Annotated in this window: 18 protein-coding genes, 1 tRNA gene and 1 pseudogene; 14 read left to right on the forward strand and 6 right to left on the reverse strand. The window is 48.8% G+C overall.

Translation table 11 applies throughout. The features are described 5' to 3' along the window. Nucleotides 1-16 precede the first annotated feature (16 nt). Genes BLV33_RS24390 through BLV33_RS24400 form a run of 3 tightly spaced genes read right to left on the reverse strand, consistent with a single transcriptional unit; the run spans nt 17 to nt 2,654 of the window. Nucleotides 17-565, reverse strand: a complete 549-nt coding sequence (locus tag BLV33_RS24390; protein WP_171908954.1) for a glycosyltransferase family protein — start codon at nt 563-565, stop codon at nt 17-19. Nucleotides 566-588: 23 nt separating this feature from the next. Continuing rightward, nucleotides 589-2,037, reverse strand: a complete 1,449-nt coding sequence (locus BLV33_RS24395; RefSeq protein WP_090797861.1) for a bifunctional glycosyltransferase family 2 protein/class I SAM-dependent methyltransferase — start codon at nt 2,035-2,037, stop codon at nt 589-591. Then, nucleotides 2,034-2,654, reverse strand: a complete 621-nt coding sequence (locus BLV33_RS24400) for a tetratricopeptide repeat protein (RefSeq protein ID WP_139305820.1) — start codon at nt 2,652-2,654, stop codon at nt 2,034-2,036. The genes BLV33_RS24395 and BLV33_RS24400 overlap by 4 nt, the downstream gene beginning before the upstream one ends. A 169-nt stretch (nt 2,655-2,823) precedes the next feature. On the opposite strand from BLV33_RS24400, the gene BLV33_RS24405 reads away from it, so the two are divergent. Next, nucleotides 2,824-3,270, forward strand: a complete 447-nt coding sequence (locus tag BLV33_RS24405; protein WP_253187155.1) for a glycosyltransferase — start codon at nt 2,824-2,826, stop codon at nt 3,268-3,270. A 63-nt stretch (nt 3,271-3,333) separates the two neighbouring features. Here BLV33_RS24405 and BLV33_RS24410 read toward each other — a convergent pair whose 3' ends face one another. Beyond that, on the reverse strand, nt 3,334-7,731 hold the full coding sequence (locus tag BLV33_RS24410) for a DEAD/DEAH box helicase (protein ID WP_090797866.1): 4,398 nt from the start codon (nt 7,729-7,731) through the stop codon (nt 3,334-3,336). Between the two features lie 279 nt (nt 7,732-8,010). Between BLV33_RS24410 and BLV33_RS24415 the strand changes: the two genes are divergently transcribed. The 10 genes and pseudogenes from BLV33_RS24415 (at nt 8,011) to BLV33_RS24460 (ending at nt 15,438) form a co-directional block, all read left to right on the forward strand. Continuing rightward, complete coding sequence (locus tag BLV33_RS24415) at nt 8,011-8,232, forward strand: helix-turn-helix domain-containing protein (protein WP_090797867.1); 222 nt, start codon at nt 8,011-8,013, stop codon at nt 8,230-8,232. A 218-nt stretch (nt 8,233-8,450) separates the two neighbouring features. Then, nucleotides 8,451-8,774 carry an ArsR/SmtB family transcription factor gene (locus BLV33_RS24420; protein WP_253187156.1) on the forward strand — a complete coding sequence of 108 codons (324 nt, stop codon included), beginning with the start codon at nt 8,451-8,453 and terminating at the stop codon, nt 8,772-8,774. 3 nt (nt 8,775-8,777) lie between these two features. Beyond that, a pseudogene (locus BLV33_RS24425) lies at nt 8,778-9,178 on the forward strand (SRPBCC domain-containing protein). A gap of 65 nt (nt 9,179-9,243) precedes the next feature. After that, complete coding sequence (locus BLV33_RS24430; protein ID WP_090797870.1) at nt 9,244-9,672, forward strand: hypothetical protein; 429 nt, start codon at nt 9,244-9,246, stop codon at nt 9,670-9,672. A gap of 171 nt (nt 9,673-9,843) precedes the next feature. Next, entirely contained in the window at nt 9,844-10,506 is a 663-nt protein-coding gene (locus tag BLV33_RS24435; RefSeq protein ID WP_090797871.1) for a DUF6483 family protein, read from the forward strand. Between the two features lie 70 nt (nt 10,507-10,576). After that, nucleotides 10,577-11,587 carry an MBL fold metallo-hydrolase gene (locus BLV33_RS24440; protein WP_090797873.1) on the forward strand — a complete coding sequence of 337 codons (1,011 nt, stop codon included), beginning with the start codon at nt 10,577-10,579 and terminating at the stop codon, nt 11,585-11,587. A gap of 28 nt (nt 11,588-11,615) precedes the next feature. Then, nucleotides 11,616-12,578: a phosphatidylglycerophosphatase A family protein gene (locus BLV33_RS24445; protein ID WP_090797874.1), complete on the forward strand. Its 963-nt coding sequence runs from the start codon at nt 11,616-11,618 to the stop codon at nt 12,576-12,578. A gap of 298 nt (nt 12,579-12,876) precedes the next feature. Next, entirely contained in the window at nt 12,877-13,959 is a 1,083-nt protein-coding gene (locus BLV33_RS24450) for a GerMN domain-containing protein (protein WP_090797875.1), read from the forward strand. Nucleotides 13,960-14,072: 113 nt separating this feature from the next. Beyond that, entirely contained in the window at nt 14,073-14,831 is a 759-nt protein-coding gene (gene rph, locus BLV33_RS24455) for a ribonuclease PH (protein ID WP_090797877.1), read from the forward strand. After that, nucleotides 14,815-15,438 (forward strand): XTP/dITP diphosphatase, encoded by a 624-nt coding sequence (locus BLV33_RS24460; RefSeq protein ID WP_090797879.1) that lies wholly within the window; start codon nt 14,815-14,817, stop codon nt 15,436-15,438. Before rph ends, BLV33_RS24460 begins: the two co-directional genes overlap by 17 nt. Here the strand turns inward: BLV33_RS24460 and asnB are convergent. After that, on the reverse strand, nt 15,435-17,279 hold the full coding sequence (gene asnB, locus BLV33_RS24465; protein WP_090797880.1) for an asparagine synthase (glutamine-hydrolyzing): 1,845 nt from the start codon (nt 17,277-17,279) through the stop codon (nt 15,435-15,437). The two genes, BLV33_RS24460 and asnB, sit on opposite strands and share 4 nt — an antisense overlap. A 178-nt stretch (nt 17,280-17,457) precedes the next feature. Here asnB and BLV33_RS24470 point away from each other — a divergent pair, with 178 nt between their 5' ends. The 3 genes from BLV33_RS24470 (at nt 17,458) to BLV33_RS30525 (ending at nt 18,212) form a co-directional block, all read left to right on the forward strand. Beyond that, a complete protein-coding gene (locus BLV33_RS24470; RefSeq protein WP_090797882.1) occupies nt 17,458-17,808 on the forward strand; it encodes a hypothetical protein in 351 nt (116 codons plus the stop codon). Between the two features lie 139 nt (nt 17,809-17,947). Beyond that, a complete protein-coding gene (locus tag BLV33_RS24475) occupies nt 17,948-18,061 on the forward strand; it encodes a DUF4023 family protein (RefSeq protein ID WP_090797883.1) in 114 nt (37 codons plus the stop codon). A gap of 16 nt (nt 18,062-18,077) precedes the next feature. Further along, nucleotides 18,078-18,212, forward strand: a complete 135-nt coding sequence (locus tag BLV33_RS30525) for a hypothetical protein (RefSeq protein ID WP_290439066.1) — start codon at nt 18,078-18,080, stop codon at nt 18,210-18,212. An 85-nt stretch (nt 18,213-18,297) separates the two neighbouring features. On the opposite strand, the gene BLV33_RS24480 is transcribed toward BLV33_RS30525, so the two are convergent. After that, nucleotides 18,298-18,371: transfer RNA gene (locus BLV33_RS24480), tRNA-Arg, on the reverse strand. Nucleotides 18,372-18,501 lie beyond the last annotated feature (130 nt).

The following is an 18,501-nucleotide window of genomic DNA, read 5'->3' on the forward strand; positions in this document are numbered from 1 at the left end:
TCATACGTTAAATTTACTACGTTGGGATGGTGTTGTCAATGTTTGAATTTACATAAGTGTCGCAAAATAGTTTTCGTGACACGGCAAAATCCAAGCCTGTTCTCGTGATTCCGGAGTCATGCAGGCACCATGGCTTTTCTTGTTTTGGGACAGCAACGGTATATCCTGCTTTCGCAAATTCCATGCATTGCGATGCATCGTAGAAATGCCAGTCTTGAAACAGGTCTTCCCGCCAGGGCAGATCGTACTGGGTAGCCATAAGGAGCCCGTCGATGACTTGCACCGTTTCATAGCAGCCACTGATTTCACTTGCCGAGAACAGCGCCATGTTGCCTTGATGACTATCGTACACTTTTCCAACTTCATCGCCGCTCTCCCACCAGATGCCGCTGGCAGGAATCGTTTTTGCACCGATGACGCCGAGCATTCCGATGTTTGCGTTGTTTCGGAACAGGGAAAGCATGTCATATATAAAATGGGAATGGATAATAAAAACGTCCTGATGCAAATACACCTTATACTTCGCGTCGGACCGTCTCATCGCTTCGTTATAGCCTGCCGTCATGCTGGAGGCACCTTCGATCGGAATCAGCTCGATGTCATATCCATCTGGAACCGCAGTAAAAACTTCAGCTTTTGCCGCACTCGTGGTTCCGAATCTTTGCCTGCGGGCGCATGTTTCGAAGCCTGAAACAAATACTGATACGTTTCGTACTGATCCCACAAGCTCTCATGGCTCCACTTGCATAGCTCCGTCATGAACGCTTCATTTTGCTCCGTACGTCCAATGGTAACCCGACTATAATTCAAGTTGTCATATCCTGTTTCCTTGAACATTTTACAAATTTCGTAAAACGTAAAAAAGCGGATATGCGTTCGATCCAGCAGCCCTCTATCGGTATACGTCCAATATCCGTTCAGCAGATCCCGGATCAAGCTGAAGTGCATTGCGTTCGGAATGCTGGCCAGCACTTTACCGTCTTCTTTCAAGTAGAGAGCGATGTCTTTTAACACCTTCCAGGGATCGTACAAATGCTCCAGCACGTCCCCAAAAATGACATAATCGAAAAACTGTTTCGGATAACGCAGGTCCATCGTTTCGATGTTCTGACTTTCCACTTGCGCTACCAAAGAGGCAACTGAGGCGGAATGTTCGTTCAATTCGACTCCGTACATTTCCGCATGCGGATATAAATTCTTCAGCTGCAATAAGGTGGCCCCGCATCCGCATCCAACTTCAAGAATGCGGAGTGAATCGTCCTTCATCCGGTCGATGAGCGATAGGAGATCGTACCGGATATGGGTGGAGTAGACGGGGTTGAATTTCCATTTCTCCGCAAATTTATTTTCGTTTTCCTGCAGCACGCTAGAAAAGAAGGAGGGATTCTCGTTAAACGAAGCACTGCCAAAATGCTGAATGAACGTATCCTTGCACAGCATCAATTTGTATCCAGCCAATCTGATCCGCAAACAATAATCTTCATCTTCGTAGTTGCCGGGGGAGAATCGTTCGTCGAGCCATCCGACCTTTTCGATCACTTCGCGTTTCATCAGGATGCAATAGCCGATGAGCTTGATCCGTTCCTCCCATTTCGTGGGATCGGCCTTATTATATTCCCCAGCAAACTGGCCAAGCTCTTCTAGCGTTCGGTAGGGTACCGAAATCGCCGTATGGTAGGCGGCTGCGTTGGTAACAGGGCCTACGGCTCCAATGCGTTCATCGCTGCGCAGGCAGTTGAGCAGCTGGTCGAGCCAGTTGACCGTTACAATCGTATCGTTATTCAGCAGCAGCATATAATCCCCTGTCGCAGCCGCCATTCCTTGATTGCATCCCTTTGGGAAGCCCAAGTTCTCTTCATTATAAATAACATGAAGATCCAGCTGCTCTTGCAGCCATTCAACTGTACCGTCTGTGGAACCATTATCGACGATAATCAGCTCGTAGCTGCCCTCCTGTGTATAACAGCGTATACTCTCAAGGCACAGCTTGGTATATGTCAGGTTATTGCGCGTAAGGATCACAATGCTTGTTTTCATACCTGTTCTCCTTGTTCTTGGTTATAAATGTGCTTCTCCAGAATTTGTTTATTGTTTAAGATAGCCGGATCGTTCGGCAGATAAGAAAAGGCAATTTCATTATGCTGATACGCTTGTTCCAGCATTCCCAGCTTGCCGTAACAGATAGCCAGTTGAATATGGGGAAGCCATGTATGAAACTCCATTCTAATCAATCCCCAGGATTCCTTCGGTTGTTCCAATTGCAAAGCGAGACTGAACCAGAAAATAGCGACATTCCATCTTTCTTTCAGAAAAAAATGATTGCCGATCCTGCAGCAGGATTCAGCGTTCGGCAGATCATATTCAAAGGCTTTGAATAGATACTGCAGTTCTTTTTCAAGGTTTCCAAGCTCACGGTAGCATTGAGCCAATTTCCCGCATACCGCAATTCTGTCTTCCAAACCGGGCCATTCTTCGTCTAAAAATCGAAGATACTGCTCAATCGCTTTTTCATAAAAACCGTTTTCAACGAGTTCATCGCCATAGTGAAACATGTCGCGAGGTGAAAGCTGCTGCCCTTTGGCAATGAGCTTTTCATAGATGTTTAAATTGCGCTGCTTATTTTGGTGAACTCTATTATGGGATAGTCTCGCCAATTTTTGTTAGATTCAAGACGACCTACCCATCCGATTATAGGGTAAGGTATTTTCACATGTTCGCTGTACTGAAATTTAATCGTATCCACACAGTTTGGGCCTGGAAATTGTGTATCGGATTGCGTTGCATGAACCGCAATTGCGGTTATGGCTTTTCGAAGATTCCAATTTGGCTGCTGAGCCAGAAAGGGCTGCTTTTCACGATACGATCACACGTCTAGGGCTTGGTCCACGAATCGAGCAATTCTCTAATGCGCCGCATAATGATATGCGACATTATTACTCAGTTATTGGTCAATCGGGCGGATTTTTACTATCATCGTCTATTCTCGAGGGATTTGGATATGCAGTTGCTGAGGCCATGAGCTGCCGCTGCCCGGTGCTTTCAACTGACTCCGACGGGGTACGCGCGCTCATCACTTCTAATGTTACCGGCATGTTTTATCCGCACGGAAACATTGAGGCTGCGGTTCAGCAAGGTCTTGAACTTATGAGAAACGGGTCGCTCCGAGACTCAATCCGCTTACAAGGCAGGGCACACATTGAAGCTGTTTTCAGTACCAACAACTATTTTGCACATTTTATGGGGATGTTACATCGACTCGGTGTCCAGTAATGATTCGTGATATGAATCGAAAAACATGATACAGTCATTACAAAACAGATTGCCATGGTTCTCTTAGCTAAGCTGACTGGGCCAAAGTACGTAACGGGTTTGGTCCAATTCCGCTCCGAGATGAAGCAGGTATTCCCGTTCAAGCGCTTCCGTGATACGGGTACCGTTCCAGGATTCGATGATGATCTTGCGTAAATGATGCTGGCGAAGGCAAATACGGAAGATGGTTTTTAGATCATCCTGTATCTGCTCCTCGGATTGTTCTTTCTGCCCGATCCGGTATATGCGCCTGCCGTTATTTTCAACCCAATAGAGCCAGAAGGCTCCTTTCATGACCAAATAATTTCCGCTTTTTCGGGAAAATGGGATGCTCTCTTGCGATGGCCAAGGCATCAGCATACCAAACGGATTGGCTGGATCGACTGAAGATATCAGAACTAAAGCTTCATTACCTCCAGGAACCGAAGAGGAAGAAGATTGTTGAATGGAAGAGAGAAACGCCTTGGTGGTGAATTGCAGCTGCGGCAAGCCCTCTATAAACAATCCCCTGACAACCATGCCCCAGTTTTCCAATTGTTTCAGCACTTGTACAATGGTTTCCCAAGGAAAGGGCGAGAAAGCCGCCACCAGATCTTTGCAAATCAGACCATACCTGTCTAGAAGATAGTGAGTCCACTTTACTGCGGAGGCTTCGGTATCAAAATCACCGGAAGCTGGTTCCAGCGCATACCAGCGGCCCAGTCCGGATTGGAATTTGTCATTTTTCTTGGCAGGTCCTTGAGCATGAAGGCGTATGGGTGAAAATTGATCGTTGGACACATGGCCTTCCCATACAAGCTCCATCAATTTTTGCAAAAGAACGGAAGGCTGCTCACCCGTTTCAATCGCAAGCTTGCTTAAAAAACGAGCTCCCCGCTCGCGCAGATTGGCAAGCAGCTCGGGCTGTGCACTCTCTTGGGAGCGATGGAGATAAGGTTCGGACAGCTCCGTGTTATCCGTAAGGAAAAAGGCAATCCGTCCTTCTTTCTCTTCGGACTCCTTGTGCCCCATCCAGATCAGGTCTCCTGCAGCACAGAGAGCATCCAAATCCTGCTTCTTGTAAGATGGCATTCGTGCAGGAAAAATGACCGACTCCCACAGGGTTATCGGCAGGAATAATCCCTGAAGTCCGCTAATGACTTCACGGAGTGCTTCGTTTCCTTGTGATTGAAAGGGGACAAGAAGCCGATGACGAATTAAAAGCTGCTGCAGAAAAGCAAATGGTGAAAGTGCTTCCCGATTCCGGCGATAGGCCTGAAGCGACATTCGAATCAAACGGGAAGCAACCCTGGTGCTGGTCCAAAGGTCTTCCTCGCCTGGCTCGGCAAAAGGTGCCTGCTGCAGGTAGCCTTGCTCCAAGCCATCTTCGATCCAGCGAGCAATGATCTCACTGCTCAATGCGTATCTTTTCCCGATTTCTTCGGTTGTAAAAGATAGCCTGCTCTCCGCATTTCGCTTTAAAATGAAGGTCAATGCCAGGGAAGAAGAAGAGGACAAAGCGGCATATTGCTCAGCCTCATCATTGCAGATATAACGAGTTTCACCTGCTAGAAAAATGGGCTGGACGGCATGCTGCTGTTCGAGCTCAGACAGCCAATCATTCGCGAGGGGGCCTGTCAGAGAACGAAGCTCCTCTAAGGATGAATCGCCGTGCCCCTTCAAATACCGAAGAAGATCGCCTGGTTTCTGCAGAGGTTGATCCAAGCCCTCGAGTCGGTTTTTCTCGGCTTGGATCACCTCGGGATCGACGGCATGCTTTAAGGTTTCCGCACCAAATACCTGGCTCGCGATTTGACGGCTAAAGCCAAGCAGCTCAAGCTGAAGATCACGGGAAAGCACATCGGATTCATATATTTTGGTGTTCACATATTCGAAGATAAATTGCCCTGCAAGAGGGGAAGGAAATGGATGGTGCTCCACCGTTACTGAGATTCGCTTTGATTCTATTTCTTCCAATAAGAACTTCACACTCTGTATGTCCAGGTGCTCTTCCAGACATTCTCTCATAGCTTCCTCAAATAAAGGAAATTGTTCCTTATAAGGCAGGGCCTCTCGCAAAAGCTCTTCACTTCGCAGGCGTCTCTGCCAGGCAGGCATGCGGGTGAAGCTGCGAGAGAGGAGCAGGGAAGTCTCTGCCAACTTGCGGAAGGATGCGGCAAACATGGAAGATTCCGCAGCAGCATCGATCACGAAAGCCTCCAATTGATCAAGTGAAAGAGTAAGGATACTTTGTAGAATGGCTTCATTGTATTCCTGAAAAATAAGCTCAATCCCGTTGTCTTTGGCATTGATATACATCGGCGCCAACCCTTGCTGCTTTAGCTTGCGATCCATCGCCATCAGCCAGGTGCGATTAACGGTACGTCCAAATAAACTGTAGATATTTAGATGCGTCTGATTGTGTTCATCGGCAAAAGTCTCTATAACTATATTCAAATCAGTTGGCACAGAGCCAACCGCAAGCTGTCTGCGCACCAAATCCACCAGATTCCTGCCTGCCTCTGCGTCAAAGGCATACTCCTTTCCAAGCCAATCCACTGTATCGAGCTCAGCTTGTGTAAGAGAAATGGTCTCGGCAGCTCCGGGATTCGGAGCCTCTACCCCGGCGGCACCGGAGCAAGCCTGCGAGCTTCGCAGATGGTCGCTCACGGCTCTCCAGAGCTCGCCGGTTTGCTGGCCAAGCTCGAACGACCGGCTGCCCGCTTCCCCGCGCCAGAAGGGGATCTCGCTAAAGCGGTTGGCGGCTTCACGTACGTAGACGCGATCGTGCTGGATTCGCACGATTTGCCAGGAAGCCGTGCCCAATTGGAAGACGTCGCCTATCGACGACTCGTGAATGAACTCTTCATCCAGCTCACCGAGATGAAGGCCGGTTTCGTTCAGATGCACGGGATAAGCAGTGCTTTGGGGGATCGTTCCGGCCCCGGTGATCGCCGCCATCGTGCTGACGCCTAACGGCTGCAGACGGCCGGTTTCCCGGTCCCATGCGATCAGCGGCCGCACGAATGGAAAGAACCCGGCGAGCACCTGCAGCATCGCCGTAAGGCGCTCGCGCGGCAGCGTGCGGTAGCTGTCGCTGTGCGACAGCACGCGGGTGAGCCGCGTGAGATCCCAATCATCACTCAAGGATACCATGGCGACGATTTGCTGCGCCAGGACATCAAGGCCATTGCGCGGAACGCGTATGGCCTCGATGTCCCGCGCTGCGATGCGCCGGCTGAGCACAGCCAGCTCAGGCAGGACCCCGCGGCTGCGCGCGAGCAGCACCCCGCGGCTGACGCCGCCGACGGCATGGCCGGCGCGGCCGATGCGCTGGATGCCTGCGGCAGCGGTGAGCGGCGAGTCGATCTGGATCACCAGATCGACATGGCCGACATCGATGCCGAGCTCCAGCGACGAGGTCGCGATCAGGCAGCGCAGCTCGCCGGCCTTGAGCTGGCGCTCGACCTCGAGCCGCTTTTCACGGGCGACGCTGCCGTGGTGGGACTTGGCGATCTGGTGGCCGACATGGTCGTTGATCCGCAAGGTAAGCCGCTCACAGAGCCTGCGGCTGTTTGCAAAAACAAGCACCGTGGTGCTGCCTTCCATCAGCTGCAGAATCCGCTCGACAATCGGCGTCCAGACGGCCTCCTGGTCGGCTTGAGGCCGGGCTGGCTCCGGCATCGTCACCAGCAGCTCATAGCGCTTGTCGGCGAGGCTCTCGACAATCGCCACCTCCCGCGGCCGGTCATCCTCCCAGCCGCCCAAAAACTGCGCTACCCGCTGGATAGGCTTCTGTGTGGCAGAAACGCCGATCCGCTGCGGCGGACGGGCACACCACACAGCCAGCCGCTCGAGGGTGATCGACAAGTGCATGCCCCGCTTGTCTGCGGCAAGATCGTGGATTTCATCCACGATGACCTGCTCCACGGTGCGCAGCATCTCGCGGGCGCGCGGCGAAGTGAGCAAGAGATACAGCGACTCCGGAGTCGTCACCAATAGATCCGGCGGCTGCCTCAGCATCGAGGCGCGCGTGCTCTGGCTGGTATCACCGGTGCGAATGCCGACGGTTATCCCGGGCCAATGGGTTTCTTCTGCTCCAAGCGTGCTCTGGGCACCAAGCTCTTCAATCTCTTCAAGAAAATGAAAGACATGCTGATGAATATCGTTATTTAGCGCTTTTAATGGAGTCACATATAACACTTTTACACCGGATGCTGCAAGGCTGGAGGAGATTTTAAGCTTGGCGATTCGATCCAGACAGGGAAGAAGCGCAGCTAAGGTTTTACCTGAACCCGTAGGCGAAGAAATAAGCGTGTGAGCGCTTTCGCCAATTTGGGTCCAAGCCTGGATTTGTACATCGGTCGGTTCGTGAAAACGGCCGGTAAACCATTCGCCAAGTACGGGATGAAAGCCAAACCTCTGAATGTCTGTGATCTTCATAATATCTCCTCTCCTATGAACTCCGATTTTCTTCTCATCCCTATTTCGCAATGAAAGCCATTAAATTATATCATAATTGGAACAATTTGAAATTTAGGGGGAGCAGGCCCGTACTCACAGTTGTCAAGATGCATCGTGAAAGGGTTTTTCTTGCTGAAGCAACGCCTATTTTTGCTTACTGCCGCACCATTAATAATCACGACTCATAAAATAAATTTGACTGTATCCCTTTACCTTGTAACTCCCAACTACCCGAGCAAGGAGGGGTGACACTAATCCATGAGCAGCGACCACAAAAGTAAATTTTTACTAACCAATCGGGAACGCGAGGTCTTTGAACTCTTGGTCCAAGACAAGACGACAAAGGATATTGCCGGGCAGCTTTTCATCAGTGAAAAGACAGTTAGGAATCATATTTCCAATGTGATGCAGAAACTAAATGTTAAAGGTCGTTCACAAGCGGTTGTCGAGCTAATCAAGCTTGGGGAATTAAAGATATAACTCCCTAGCGATGTCCAATAGGTTCTGCTCAGCTCTCTTAGCCCTCTCCCTCCGGATGGGAAAGAGGGCTATTTATATGGAAGTATTAGAAACACTATTGGGCATAAAATAATTCATCAAGGGACAACTTGACATGACACCAAATAGTGTCGTATTATATATAATAAATAGGAAACCATTAAGTGTCTTAATTCATGAAGAGCAAGGGGAGGGTGATATTGAACGAGATTGGACCTATAAGGGATGTTTATGACGCCGTTGCCGATCCAACTCGGCGTAAACTGCTTCGTCTGTTGGCAGACGCGGAAGAATTGCCTCTCAATGAGTTAACGATTCATTTTCAAATGGGTCGTACTGCAGTTTCCAAGCATTTGGCGATCCTGAAGGATGCCGGTCTCGTAACCAACCGAAAGGTTGGGAGGGAAACGCGTTATCGGCTGAATCCTGCCCCATTGAGAGAAATTGAGGATTGGGTATCGTTTTACAGGAAATTCTGGAGTGAAAGAATGGTGCTTTTAAACCAAATCTTACAGGAGGAATAAAACATGAATTTGAAAGTTTCACAGGATTTTCAATATACCAGCCCGATCGAGAAAGTATGACTCGCCTTAACGGATGCAATACGCTTGCGAAATGGATAATGGCTAATGATTTTAAACCGGTCGTCGGGCATAAATTTCAGTTTCGGACTGACCCGACTGAGTGGTGGGATGGAATTATTGATAGCGAAGTTCTCGAAGTGGACGAGCCTCATAAGTTATCTTACACTTGGGTTAGCGGCGGGATAAGCACTGCGGTTACATGGACTTTGCAGCACTCGGACGGAACGACCCATCTGCATCTTGAACAAACCGGATTCGAAAGTGAGGATCAAGCCTTCAACAGCGCGAAATATGGTTGGATGAAAATGGGCGGCGAGCTTGAAAAAGTGTTGGCAGAACTGTAACACGAACGACATCCTGTTGGCGCAATATGTAAAATGAAGTGATTACTCGGAAAGGAAAATCAAATATGCTAAGTATGAATAGCTATACTCAAGATTATGTTGATGAATGTCGCAAGAAAGTTGAATTACAGCTTTCAACCTACAAAAATATGGTTACAACCGCGAAGAAGCAAAATGATTCGAAGCTTAATTCGGCAATTGAATCTTTTGAAACTAATTTCTTCAATCACATGGTTTTAGTATTAGATCATTATTTTGTTCATAGAACCAGAACGTTAGAATTGAAGGACGGCAATCCATTAAATGAAGTTAGGATGCTGTGTGACTCTATCATGCTTTATGATAATAAAATGACCAAGGAAACAAAATCAATGATGTATGATCCGAACAAGTCTGTTTTAAAGTATAAAATCGGAGATGAAATTAAATTGAAAGAAGAAGATTTTGAACTTTTGTTCAAGGCTTTTTTTAGTGAAATGGAAAAAAATTTGTAAAATGAATAAGTTTATCGTCCAGTTACGCCATTCTCGATATTCGTATTGAGAATGGTTTTTTTTATCGGACAAAAAAGCAGCAGGGGAAGGAAGCCGCTTGTTATCGAGCTTCGCTATGTAATATGATATGCTGATATTAGGAATTACGAGTTCTAAGAGGGGGCTTTCCGCTTGTTCAAACGTGATTACTTCATGCGCCAAATCGAGCAATTAGCTCTTGTATTACATCATATTTTATTTCATAAAGAGCAAAAGCAATTTGAGGATGCAGAGCGCTTGCTCGATGAAGCTTGTCGTCATATTTTGGGACTTAATCTCAGATCGCTGCGGGCTTTGTCGATTCCTGACATACTTAAGCTGCTTACTTATAATGAAATAACGGATACAGGCAAGGCACTGGTCCTGGCAGACCTGCTTAAAGAAGAGGGAGACCTCCATCAAGCCCAAGATAATCCCTATGAAGCTTATATAAGTCGGGTCAAGGCACTTGACCTGTTGCTGAACCTGCATCAAGATTATCGCGATGGGGATGAGCTTTTGGATCAAGAGTTAAAAACGCGCATAGATGATCTGCTGGCCCAGTTCGGCAAGCTTGATCTGCCTATACCGGTTAAGGAAAAGCTGCTGGCTTATTATGAGGAAGGCGGAGCCTATGCCAAGGTTGAGGATGTGCTCTTTCATTTGTTGGAGGATGAGCCGGGACGAGCGGGAATTCGCGAGTTCGGCATTTCTTTTTATCAGCGGCTGCTTGGCAAGGAAACTGCACAATTGGCGCGGGGGAACTTCAGCCGCGAAGAGGCGAGTGAGGGATTGTCTCTCATGCAGCAAGAATGAATTTGGGCTATAGTTGTGGCATAATGTGAGAAGGCAAAAATTGGACTAATCGAAAGGAAACTATACAGCCATGATACATACAATTGAACATACCGACAGCATTCTGCAAATCAAGGTCCCGCTGCCGTTCCCGCTGCGCTGGGTCAACAGCTACCTCGTGTCGGGCAGTGCCAGCTACACGCTGATCGATCCCGGGCTGCACACCCCGGATGCGCAGCAGCTATGGCTCGCTGTGCTGAGCGAGCGCGGCATTGCCTTTGAGCACATCGAGCAGATTGTGCTCACCCACCACCATCCCGACCACTACGGGATGGCCGGCTGGTTCCAGGAGCGCACGGGCGCGCCGGTCCTCCTTTCGGAGGCCGGCTGGCAGCAGGCGCAGCTCCTGTGGGGCGAGGATCAGCCGATGTCGGCGCTGATCCTGCGCTTATTTGCCCGGCACGGTCTGGATGCCACCGGGCTGGAGGCCATGACGAAGCATATGGATGGCTTCGTCCAGTGGGTTTCCCCGCAGCCGCAGATCACGCTGCTGCGGGAAGGGCCTGTGCGCCTCGGGGACCGGGTGTACGAAGCCATCGAGACCCCCGGCCATGCCGAGGGTCATCTTTGCTTCTACGACGCCGAGGCGGAGGTGATCTTTTGCGGCGACCACGTCCTGCCGCAAATATCGCCGAACGTGAGCTTCCTCCCGGAGGTGGAAGCTAATCCGCTCGGCGCGTACCTCAGCAGCCTGCGTGAGGTCAGCAGGCTGCGCGTGAAGATGGCTTACCCGGGGCACCGGGAGCCTTGGCCCTTGTTCGGCGAGCGCGCGGCCGAACTGATCCGGCACCATGAGGAGCGCCTCGCGCTCATGGCTGCGTACTTGCGGGAGCCGCACACCGCGTACGAGGTGTGCACGGCGACGTTCGGGGCGCAGCTATCTACGCACCAGCTGCGCTTTGCGCTGTCGGAGACGATTGCGCATCTCGTCCTCCTGGAAGCGGAGGGACGCATTCGCTTGCAATCGCTGGCTCCCGCCGAATCCGCAGATTCAGATGCGAACGCCAATGCGGAGGTCATTCGCTATATAGCTGTTTCATAATGATGGATGTTGGACTGGAGGATATACCTTGAGAACTTTTTTGAAGGATAAAACGGAGATCTTGAATGAAATGAGGGAAGAAATTTTCCGATCATTTCCCCAAGTTGATATAGAAAATGCAATAGCCCGCCTTTTGGTGGAAGTCCGAGGGATCAAAAAAATCCCCTCGGAGCTCATTACCAACACCTTGCTTGGCGTTATGAGCAAAACGGAAACCTATAATGTGATGTCTACTCTCCTTGAGCTTGAGAAAAAAGTAAAGCACGATCCTGAGCTGCATGCCAGTATGAAGGATCCATCCTATAATCTGCATCGTACCATCGCCATGTCCATCTGCGGACTTTATGGCAGCGGAGCAAGCTCTTTATTCGGTTTTTTAGATTGCAAATTCCGTTTCTTTTTCCCCAACAAACGGCCCAAATCCTTTCTATCCAAAGGAATTTGCGCCATTGTCGCTTCCGCGGCAACGGTGGTCATTTCAGAAAACGTGAAAGAGGATTACACACAGATCAATCTGGAACTGCTCGCTTCCCGCGGCGTCCATCTTGATGACTTGGTTGATATTTTGGATGGTCTGCAGCGTCCTTACAGCCCATCATTGGATCGCCAGGTTTGCGTGGACCATACATTGGCCGTGCTGAAGAAGCAGCAGACATTCCATGCCATCCAACTGGCGATCAAAATCGATGTAGGGGTGGAAAAAGGGGAATTTAAAGACCAATACAATCATATCGTCGGCCATGATGAAGGGCTGTTCGGCGTTGATGAGTCGATCGCAATGGCGATTCCGCTCATGTATGGCACGATCGCGATTACAAATTTCGGCTATCTGGACAAAGCCAAGATCGGTATCATCCAGGAGCTCGACAGCGATCAGTCGGAAGGCATGTGCAACACCTTCATCGACGACATCGTATGCGGAATTGTAGCGGCAGCATGCGGCCGTTTGGCTCACAACAATATCCCAACCTTCAATAAACCTGTCCAGTAGACAATCCAACCTCTATCCGAATGAAGTCCCTATGAAGCGGGGCTGTCCCAAACGCCATGAAATTGGCTTAGGGACAGTCCCGCATATTTGTATTCAGAGGTGTGGCACTGAAGACAATCGGCAGAATTCTGTGGTTCCATCTTTGTGTTATAAACTATCGGATGTTGCTTGAAAGTTACCTTTTCCAACTCCAGAACTCTGGAAAAAGGTTTGTCTCTTTTATAGGACAAAAAGTAGTTATAAATCGGACAAAGTATCGTATATATAGTACTAGCAATTTCAAAGGAGGAAAAAGCGGATGTTACACCGACCATGGATTCGCATTGCTGCTTTGACAGGGGCAATTGTTTTACTGACTACCGGCTGCTCGCTGTGGGGTTCCAAGAAAGCGAATCAGATCGATCCACCGCAATCGGGAACGGGAGCGGAGGCGGTATCTAAAACTGTTTCAGGAACTGGTTCAGGTAGTGGCTCAGGAACTGGTTCAAGCAGTGGTTCAGGAGCTGGTTCGGGAACGGTGACCATTAACATGGCAGACAGCCAGAATCAAATGACCTTATTTGCCAAGGATGCCAAAGGTTTTGTTGCCCCAATCAGTTTGAGTCTACCCAAAACACAGTCTCCGGCAAGAACCACGCTGGAGTACATGGTGAAAGGCGGACCAGTGGACAGTCTATTGCCCTCGGGCTTTGAAGCTTTACTGCCAAAGGGAACCATCATCAAGGGCGTCAATATTATCACTGAGAAGAAACTGGCTGTTGTCGATTTTTCCAAGCAATTTTTAAGCTACACTCCAGGGGATGAGCGCAAAATACTGGAAGCGATCACCTGGACATTAACCGGCTTTCCCGCTGTAGAAAAAGTTCAGCTTTGGGTAGAGGGCAAAGTGTTAAAGGAAATGCCTGTCGGAAAAACGCCGCTTGATCAACCTATCGGCCGTACGATGGGAATTAACATCGAGAAATCTGAAGATGCAGACTTTGGCCAATCCACACCAGTCACTCTTTATTTTCTGAATCAAAATGATCCAAACTACAAATATTATGTACCTGTCACCCGAATGGTCAAAAGAACGGACGATGTCGTTACAACAACCGTCCAGCAGTTGATTAAAGGGCCGGATGCCAAAAAAGGTCTCAGCCCGGTGATCCAGCCAGGTACGGAAGTACGCAGCGTCAAAAAAACCGATAATCTGATTACCATTGATTTCTCGGGTAAATTGCTCGGTTCGGATCAAAAAGCATCAGTGGATACCTTGCAGTCCATCGTTTTATCCTTAACCGAGAATACAGGGATCAGCAAAGTGCAAATTATGATTGACGGCGCGGTAAAGGATGCTTCCGTTTCCAGACCTTCTCATGTAAATCCAGTGAAGCTTTAAAGTCCATTAATATTTGAAAGGGGGAGCCGGCTCTCCCTTTTTTGCTTGTTTAAGTGCTTTTCGCTGGTTACTTTGATACAATGAAGCATAATCGTTCTGGAGGAGGCAAGTACATGAGAAGTGATGGAAGAGCAAATAACGAGCTTCGACCGATGAAAATTACTCCCCATTATATAAAGCATGCAGAAGGTTCCGTACTGATCGAAGCAGGCGATACCAAAGTCATTTGTACGGCGACGGTGGAAGATCGGGTTCCTCCTTTTATGAAGGGCCAAGGCAAGGGATGGATAACGGCAGAATATTCGATGCTGCCCAGAGCTACACAGGTTCGAAATCAAAGGGAAGCAGCAAAAGGTAAGCTGGGCGGGCGGACGATGGAAATTCAACGATTAATTGGCCGCGCGCTCAGGGCGGTTGTTGATTTAGAGGCACTCGGGGAACGTTCAATCACACTCGATTGCGATGTGATTCAAGCCGATGGTGGGACGAGGACGACATCTATAACGGGTGCTTTTGTTGCTATGGCATTGGCCGTTAACAAGCTGGCTGACACCAAACATCTGTCCAGATTTCCCATAACGGACTTCCTTGCCTCCGTTAGTGTCGGTGTTATTGCTAACAGCGCCCGTTTGGATTTGCACTATGATGAGGATTCAATTGCTAAGGTGGACATGAATGTGGTGATGACAGGTCAAGGCCAGTTCGTGGAGGTTCAAGGGACTGGCGAGGATGCTCCTTTCAGCCGCCGAGAGCTGGATGAGCTGCTTGCCTTGGCGGAGTCGGGGATTCAGCAGATGATTGAGGAACAACGAAGGATTTTAGGTCCTATTGGCGATCGTATACGAGGTACCCAGCATGCGGCTTCAGAGTAATCTTGTTGTTATTGCCACTCGTAACCAAGGAAAAATGAAAGAATTTGCCAAGCTGTTTGGACAAAATGGCATTCGTGTGCGCAGCCTGGATGATTATTCGGATTTGCCGCCAATCGTCGAGGATGGCGCTACCTTTGCCGAAAACGCCAAAATCAAGGCGCAAACGATATCGGCCCATTTGCATGTACCCGTTTTTGCGGATGATTCCGGATTATGCGTCGAGGCATTGGGCGGGGGGCCAGGCGTTTACTCCGCGCGCTATGCCGGTGAGCATGCTACCGATGAGCAAAACAATGAAAAGCTGCTGCGCGAGCTGGAGAAGGTGACTGACCCCACCGCTGTTCTGCTTAGTCCAGCAACCTTTGTTTGCGCATTGGCGCTAGTCGACACGGCTGCGCACGAGACCATTGAAACCGAGGCTGCATGCAGCGGCTTCATCTTGAACGAACCCAGAGGAAGCGGAGGGTTCGGATACGATCCGCTTTTCTATATCCCCTCTATAGGCAAAACGATGGCTGAGCTGAAAGCAGATGAAAAAAACGAAATCAGCCACAGAGCCATGGCGCTGCGCCAATTTTTTGCTTTAATCTCGGAAGAGAGGGATTAACGTATAGACACCTTATAAGTCCTAAGCCATGTATCAATTTGAGCCAGATAAGCAAACATCTGCGGACCTGTCATCAATTGGCCGAACCAGGGCAAGTTATACGTAGACGCTTCGGAGCTTGCCAATTGGCGAACTTTAGCTGCATTGATAAAAGACAGCAGAGGGGAAGTCCGGTCATCGAGGATCTCCAGAACCCATTTTCGCACGGCCTCGAGGTAGTTCGGATTGTGGGTTTTCGGATATGGACTTTTTTTGCGGCTCAGCACATCTTCCGGCAGCAAGCCTGTCATCGCTTGGCGTAGAATTCCTTTCTCCCTGCCTCCGGCAGATTTAATATCCCAAGGTATATTCCATACATATTCAACCAGGCGATGGTCGCAAAAAGGTACGCGTACCTCAAGTCCGACCGCCATGCTCATCCGATCCTTGCGATCCAGCAGCGTCGGCATAAATCGGGTAATGTTTAAATAGGACATTTCTCGCATCCGGTTTTGTTTCTCGTTCTCGCCCGCCATTCTGGGCACCTCTGCTAGAGCTTGTTGATACCTGCTGCTTACGTATTGTTCTGGTTTAATCCAGTCTATGAGTTCGGGTGAAAGTAGATCGACACGATTTTGAAGACTTAAAGACCATGGAAACGTATTGGCTTGCAGGGCATCTTCCCGATAAAACCAGGGGTACCCTCCAAATATTTCATCGGCTGCCTCTCCGGAAACAGCAACCGTGTGTTCTTTTTTAATCTCTTTGCAAAACAAATAAAGCGATCCGTCCACATCCGCCATTCCCGGGGTATCCCGTGCATAAACGACTGTTTTCAGCGACTCTACCAGCTCAGGAGTGTCGAATTCGATGTTATGGTGATGGGTATTTGCAAATGCACTCATCTTTTTGATCCATGGTGCATCGGAGTTAGGTTGAAAAGCGCTGGCCTGAAAATGCTTGTCATTGTCGACATAATCAATCGAATAGGTATGGAGCTGATCTTGACCTGTTTCCTTATAATGATTAGCGGCTATCGAGGTGAGAGCGCTGGAATCCAGTCCTCCGGACAGCAGGGTGCAGATGGGAACATCAGAAACAAGCTGGCGCTGTGCCGTATCTATCAGAAGCTCCCTGATGCGAAGCGCGGTATCATTCTCATCGTCGGGATGAGGGTTGCTCTCAAGCTTCCAATAAGCTTTGATCGATAATCCATTGCGGTCATACACCATGCAGTGCCCCGGTTTTAATTCAAAGAGATTTCGATATATCCCATGCCCGGGTGTTCGAGCAGGCCCCATGGCAAATATTTCGGCAAGGCCTTCGGCGCCCACTTCTGTTTTGAAATCCGGGTGCGCGAGGATGGATTTTGGTTCCGAACCGAACAAAAACATTCCGTTCCAGTGAGCATAAAAAAGCGGTTTTACTCCAAGGCGATCCCTTGCCAAAAAGAGTGATTGCTCTTGTTCATTCCATGCTCCAAAGGCAAAGATTCCGTTGAATTTATCAATGCAAGCCCGCCCCCACTCGATAAAAGCGTTCAATAAAACCTCAGTGTCGCAGTTGGTTTTAAACTTGTAACCGCGCTGTTCCAGCTCTCTTTTTAACTCAGACGCATTGTATAATTCTCCATTATATACAACGGTATACGTATTTTCGCCTTGTTTTCGAATCATCGGCTGAGCGCCATTTTCAGGATCCATCACACTCAGACGCCGATGGCCCAAAGCGCAGTGTTGGGAGATCCATGTCCCGTATGCATCGGGCCCGCGAGCCATCAATGATTCTGACATATTTTCTAGAATAGACGGGTACTGGGTCAAGTCCTTCCGCCAATCTATCCATCCCGTAATTCCGCACATAGACTTCATCCCTTTCCTAAAGAGAGCGTGATGATAAAGGCTATGCAAACAGCCCTCATATAATGTCTGTCCAGCAGTGCCCATAAATTTCTCAGGGGTCCGGTTTTGTGTTTCATGGGCTGGACTGATACAATATAGGCATCCGAGCAATTATGACAAAAGATTTGGGGAGATTTCAATGAAACAAAGATATTCGAAAGCACAAATGGATTATCGGGCATCCAAAGAGCATTTTCTGCAGGTAAGCGAGCAGAGCGATAAACGGATTGCTTCTCTGCAGGAAGATGGCAATGAAGTTACTCAAGAGGAAATGGAAACCATCATCGAACGAACCGGACTCCATCGCGCTTATAATGATCTCATTCAGGCAGAAAACGTTTTAATCAATTGGAGTCAAACCGCCATTCGCAATGAAAAAGAATTCATGGAAAACCGTGAAACCTTCGAAGCCCTTTATGAAAAGGTGAAAACCGATCAAGAAGCGAGAGGCTCGCTTATTCATTTGGCCATGAAGTTAAGATTGGAATAAAAGGATAGTGAGATGCAGTCCGGCAGTTTCATGGCCGAGGCTGTATTTTTTTGTTGCCGGAGAGATTTCCAAAGGGGAGAAAAGTAATTCGGGGGACACTAAAGGAGTGTCGCAATCTACTTCTGGGAGGGCAAATGGCATGGACAGTCATTTCATTTCTAAACTTCATGAGAAGCAGAGAAAAGCCGAGAAGAACTTGAAGACGCAAGGGAAAAAGCATCCGGAGAAACAGCTGCCGACTCATCGACATTAGGGAAGGAGGGCACTTCATGCGCGGTAAAAAAAGTCTGGAGCAGCAGATGCAAAGCACACTCGCCAACAGCAAAGAAGCTCAAAGAAGCAAAGCCAACCTGAAGAGACCGAGCGAAACAGGCTTTCACGAACCGAATCGGCCTTCCATTTAACGGTTTTAGCGTTCACATTTTTGCCATTTAAAGCCGCAAAACAAGAACCACGACAGGTTGTCGTGGTTCTTGTTTATAACTATGACGTCCCAGGAGGGATTCGAACCCCCGACCGCACGCTTAGAAGGCGTGTGCTCTATCCAGCTGAGCTACTAGGACAGGAGCAAGAGTTATAGTATCACATCGATTTTACAAAAGTCAACCCTGAGATCCGAGGTTACTTTTTGCATTCCAATGTGCAATCCGTTACACTGTGACCATTGATGATGAAGAGTTTGGGGTGGATTAT

The sequence above is a fragment of the Paenibacillus sp. GP183 genome (assembly GCF_900104695.1).
In the GTDB taxonomy this organism is placed as follows: domain Bacteria; phylum Bacillota; class Bacilli; order Paenibacillales; family NBRC-103111; genus Paenibacillus_AI.

Excerpts from the sequence above, each read along its gene's own strand:
- BLV33_RS24390 (WP_171908954.1), bottom strand. The coding sequence starts at position 565 with ATGACGGCAGGCTATAACGAAGCGATGAGACGGTCCGACGCGAAGTAT.
- BLV33_RS24395 (WP_090797861.1), bottom strand. The coding sequence starts at position 2,037 with ATGAAAACAAGCATTGTGATCCTTACGCGCAATAACCTGACATATACC.
- BLV33_RS24410 (WP_090797866.1), bottom strand. The coding sequence starts at position 7,731 with ATGAAGATCACAGACATTCAGAGGTTTGGCTTTCATCCCGTACTTGGC.
- BLV33_RS24415 (WP_090797867.1), top strand. The coding sequence starts at position 8,011 with ATGAGCAGCGACCACAAAAGTAAATTTTTACTAACCAATCGGGAACGC.
- BLV33_RS24430 (WP_090797870.1), top strand. The coding sequence starts at position 9,244 with ATGCTAAGTATGAATAGCTATACTCAAGATTATGTTGATGAATGTCGC.
- BLV33_RS24440 (WP_090797873.1), top strand. The coding sequence starts at position 10,577 with ATGATACATACAATTGAACATACCGACAGCATTCTGCAAATCAAGGTC.
- BLV33_RS24450 (WP_090797875.1), top strand. The coding sequence starts at position 12,877 with ATGTTACACCGACCATGGATTCGCATTGCTGCTTTGACAGGGGCAATT.
- rph (WP_090797877.1), top strand. The coding sequence starts at position 14,073 with ATGAGAAGTGATGGAAGAGCAAATAACGAGCTTCGACCGATGAAAATT.
- BLV33_RS24460 (WP_090797879.1), top strand. The coding sequence starts at position 14,815 with ATGCGGCTTCAGAGTAATCTTGTTGTTATTGCCACTCGTAACCAAGGA.
- asnB (WP_090797880.1), bottom strand. The coding sequence starts at position 17,279 with ATGTGCGGAATTACGGGATGGATAGATTGGCGGAAGGACTTGACCCAG.
- BLV33_RS24470 (WP_090797882.1), top strand. The coding sequence starts at position 17,458 with ATGAAACAAAGATATTCGAAAGCACAAATGGATTATCGGGCATCCAAA.
- BLV33_RS24475 (WP_090797883.1), top strand. The coding sequence starts at position 17,948 with ATGGACAGTCATTTCATTTCTAAACTTCATGAGAAGCAGAGAAAAGCC.
- BLV33_RS30525 (WP_290439066.1), top strand. The coding sequence starts at position 18,078 with ATGCGCGGTAAAAAAAGTCTGGAGCAGCAGATGCAAAGCACACTCGCC.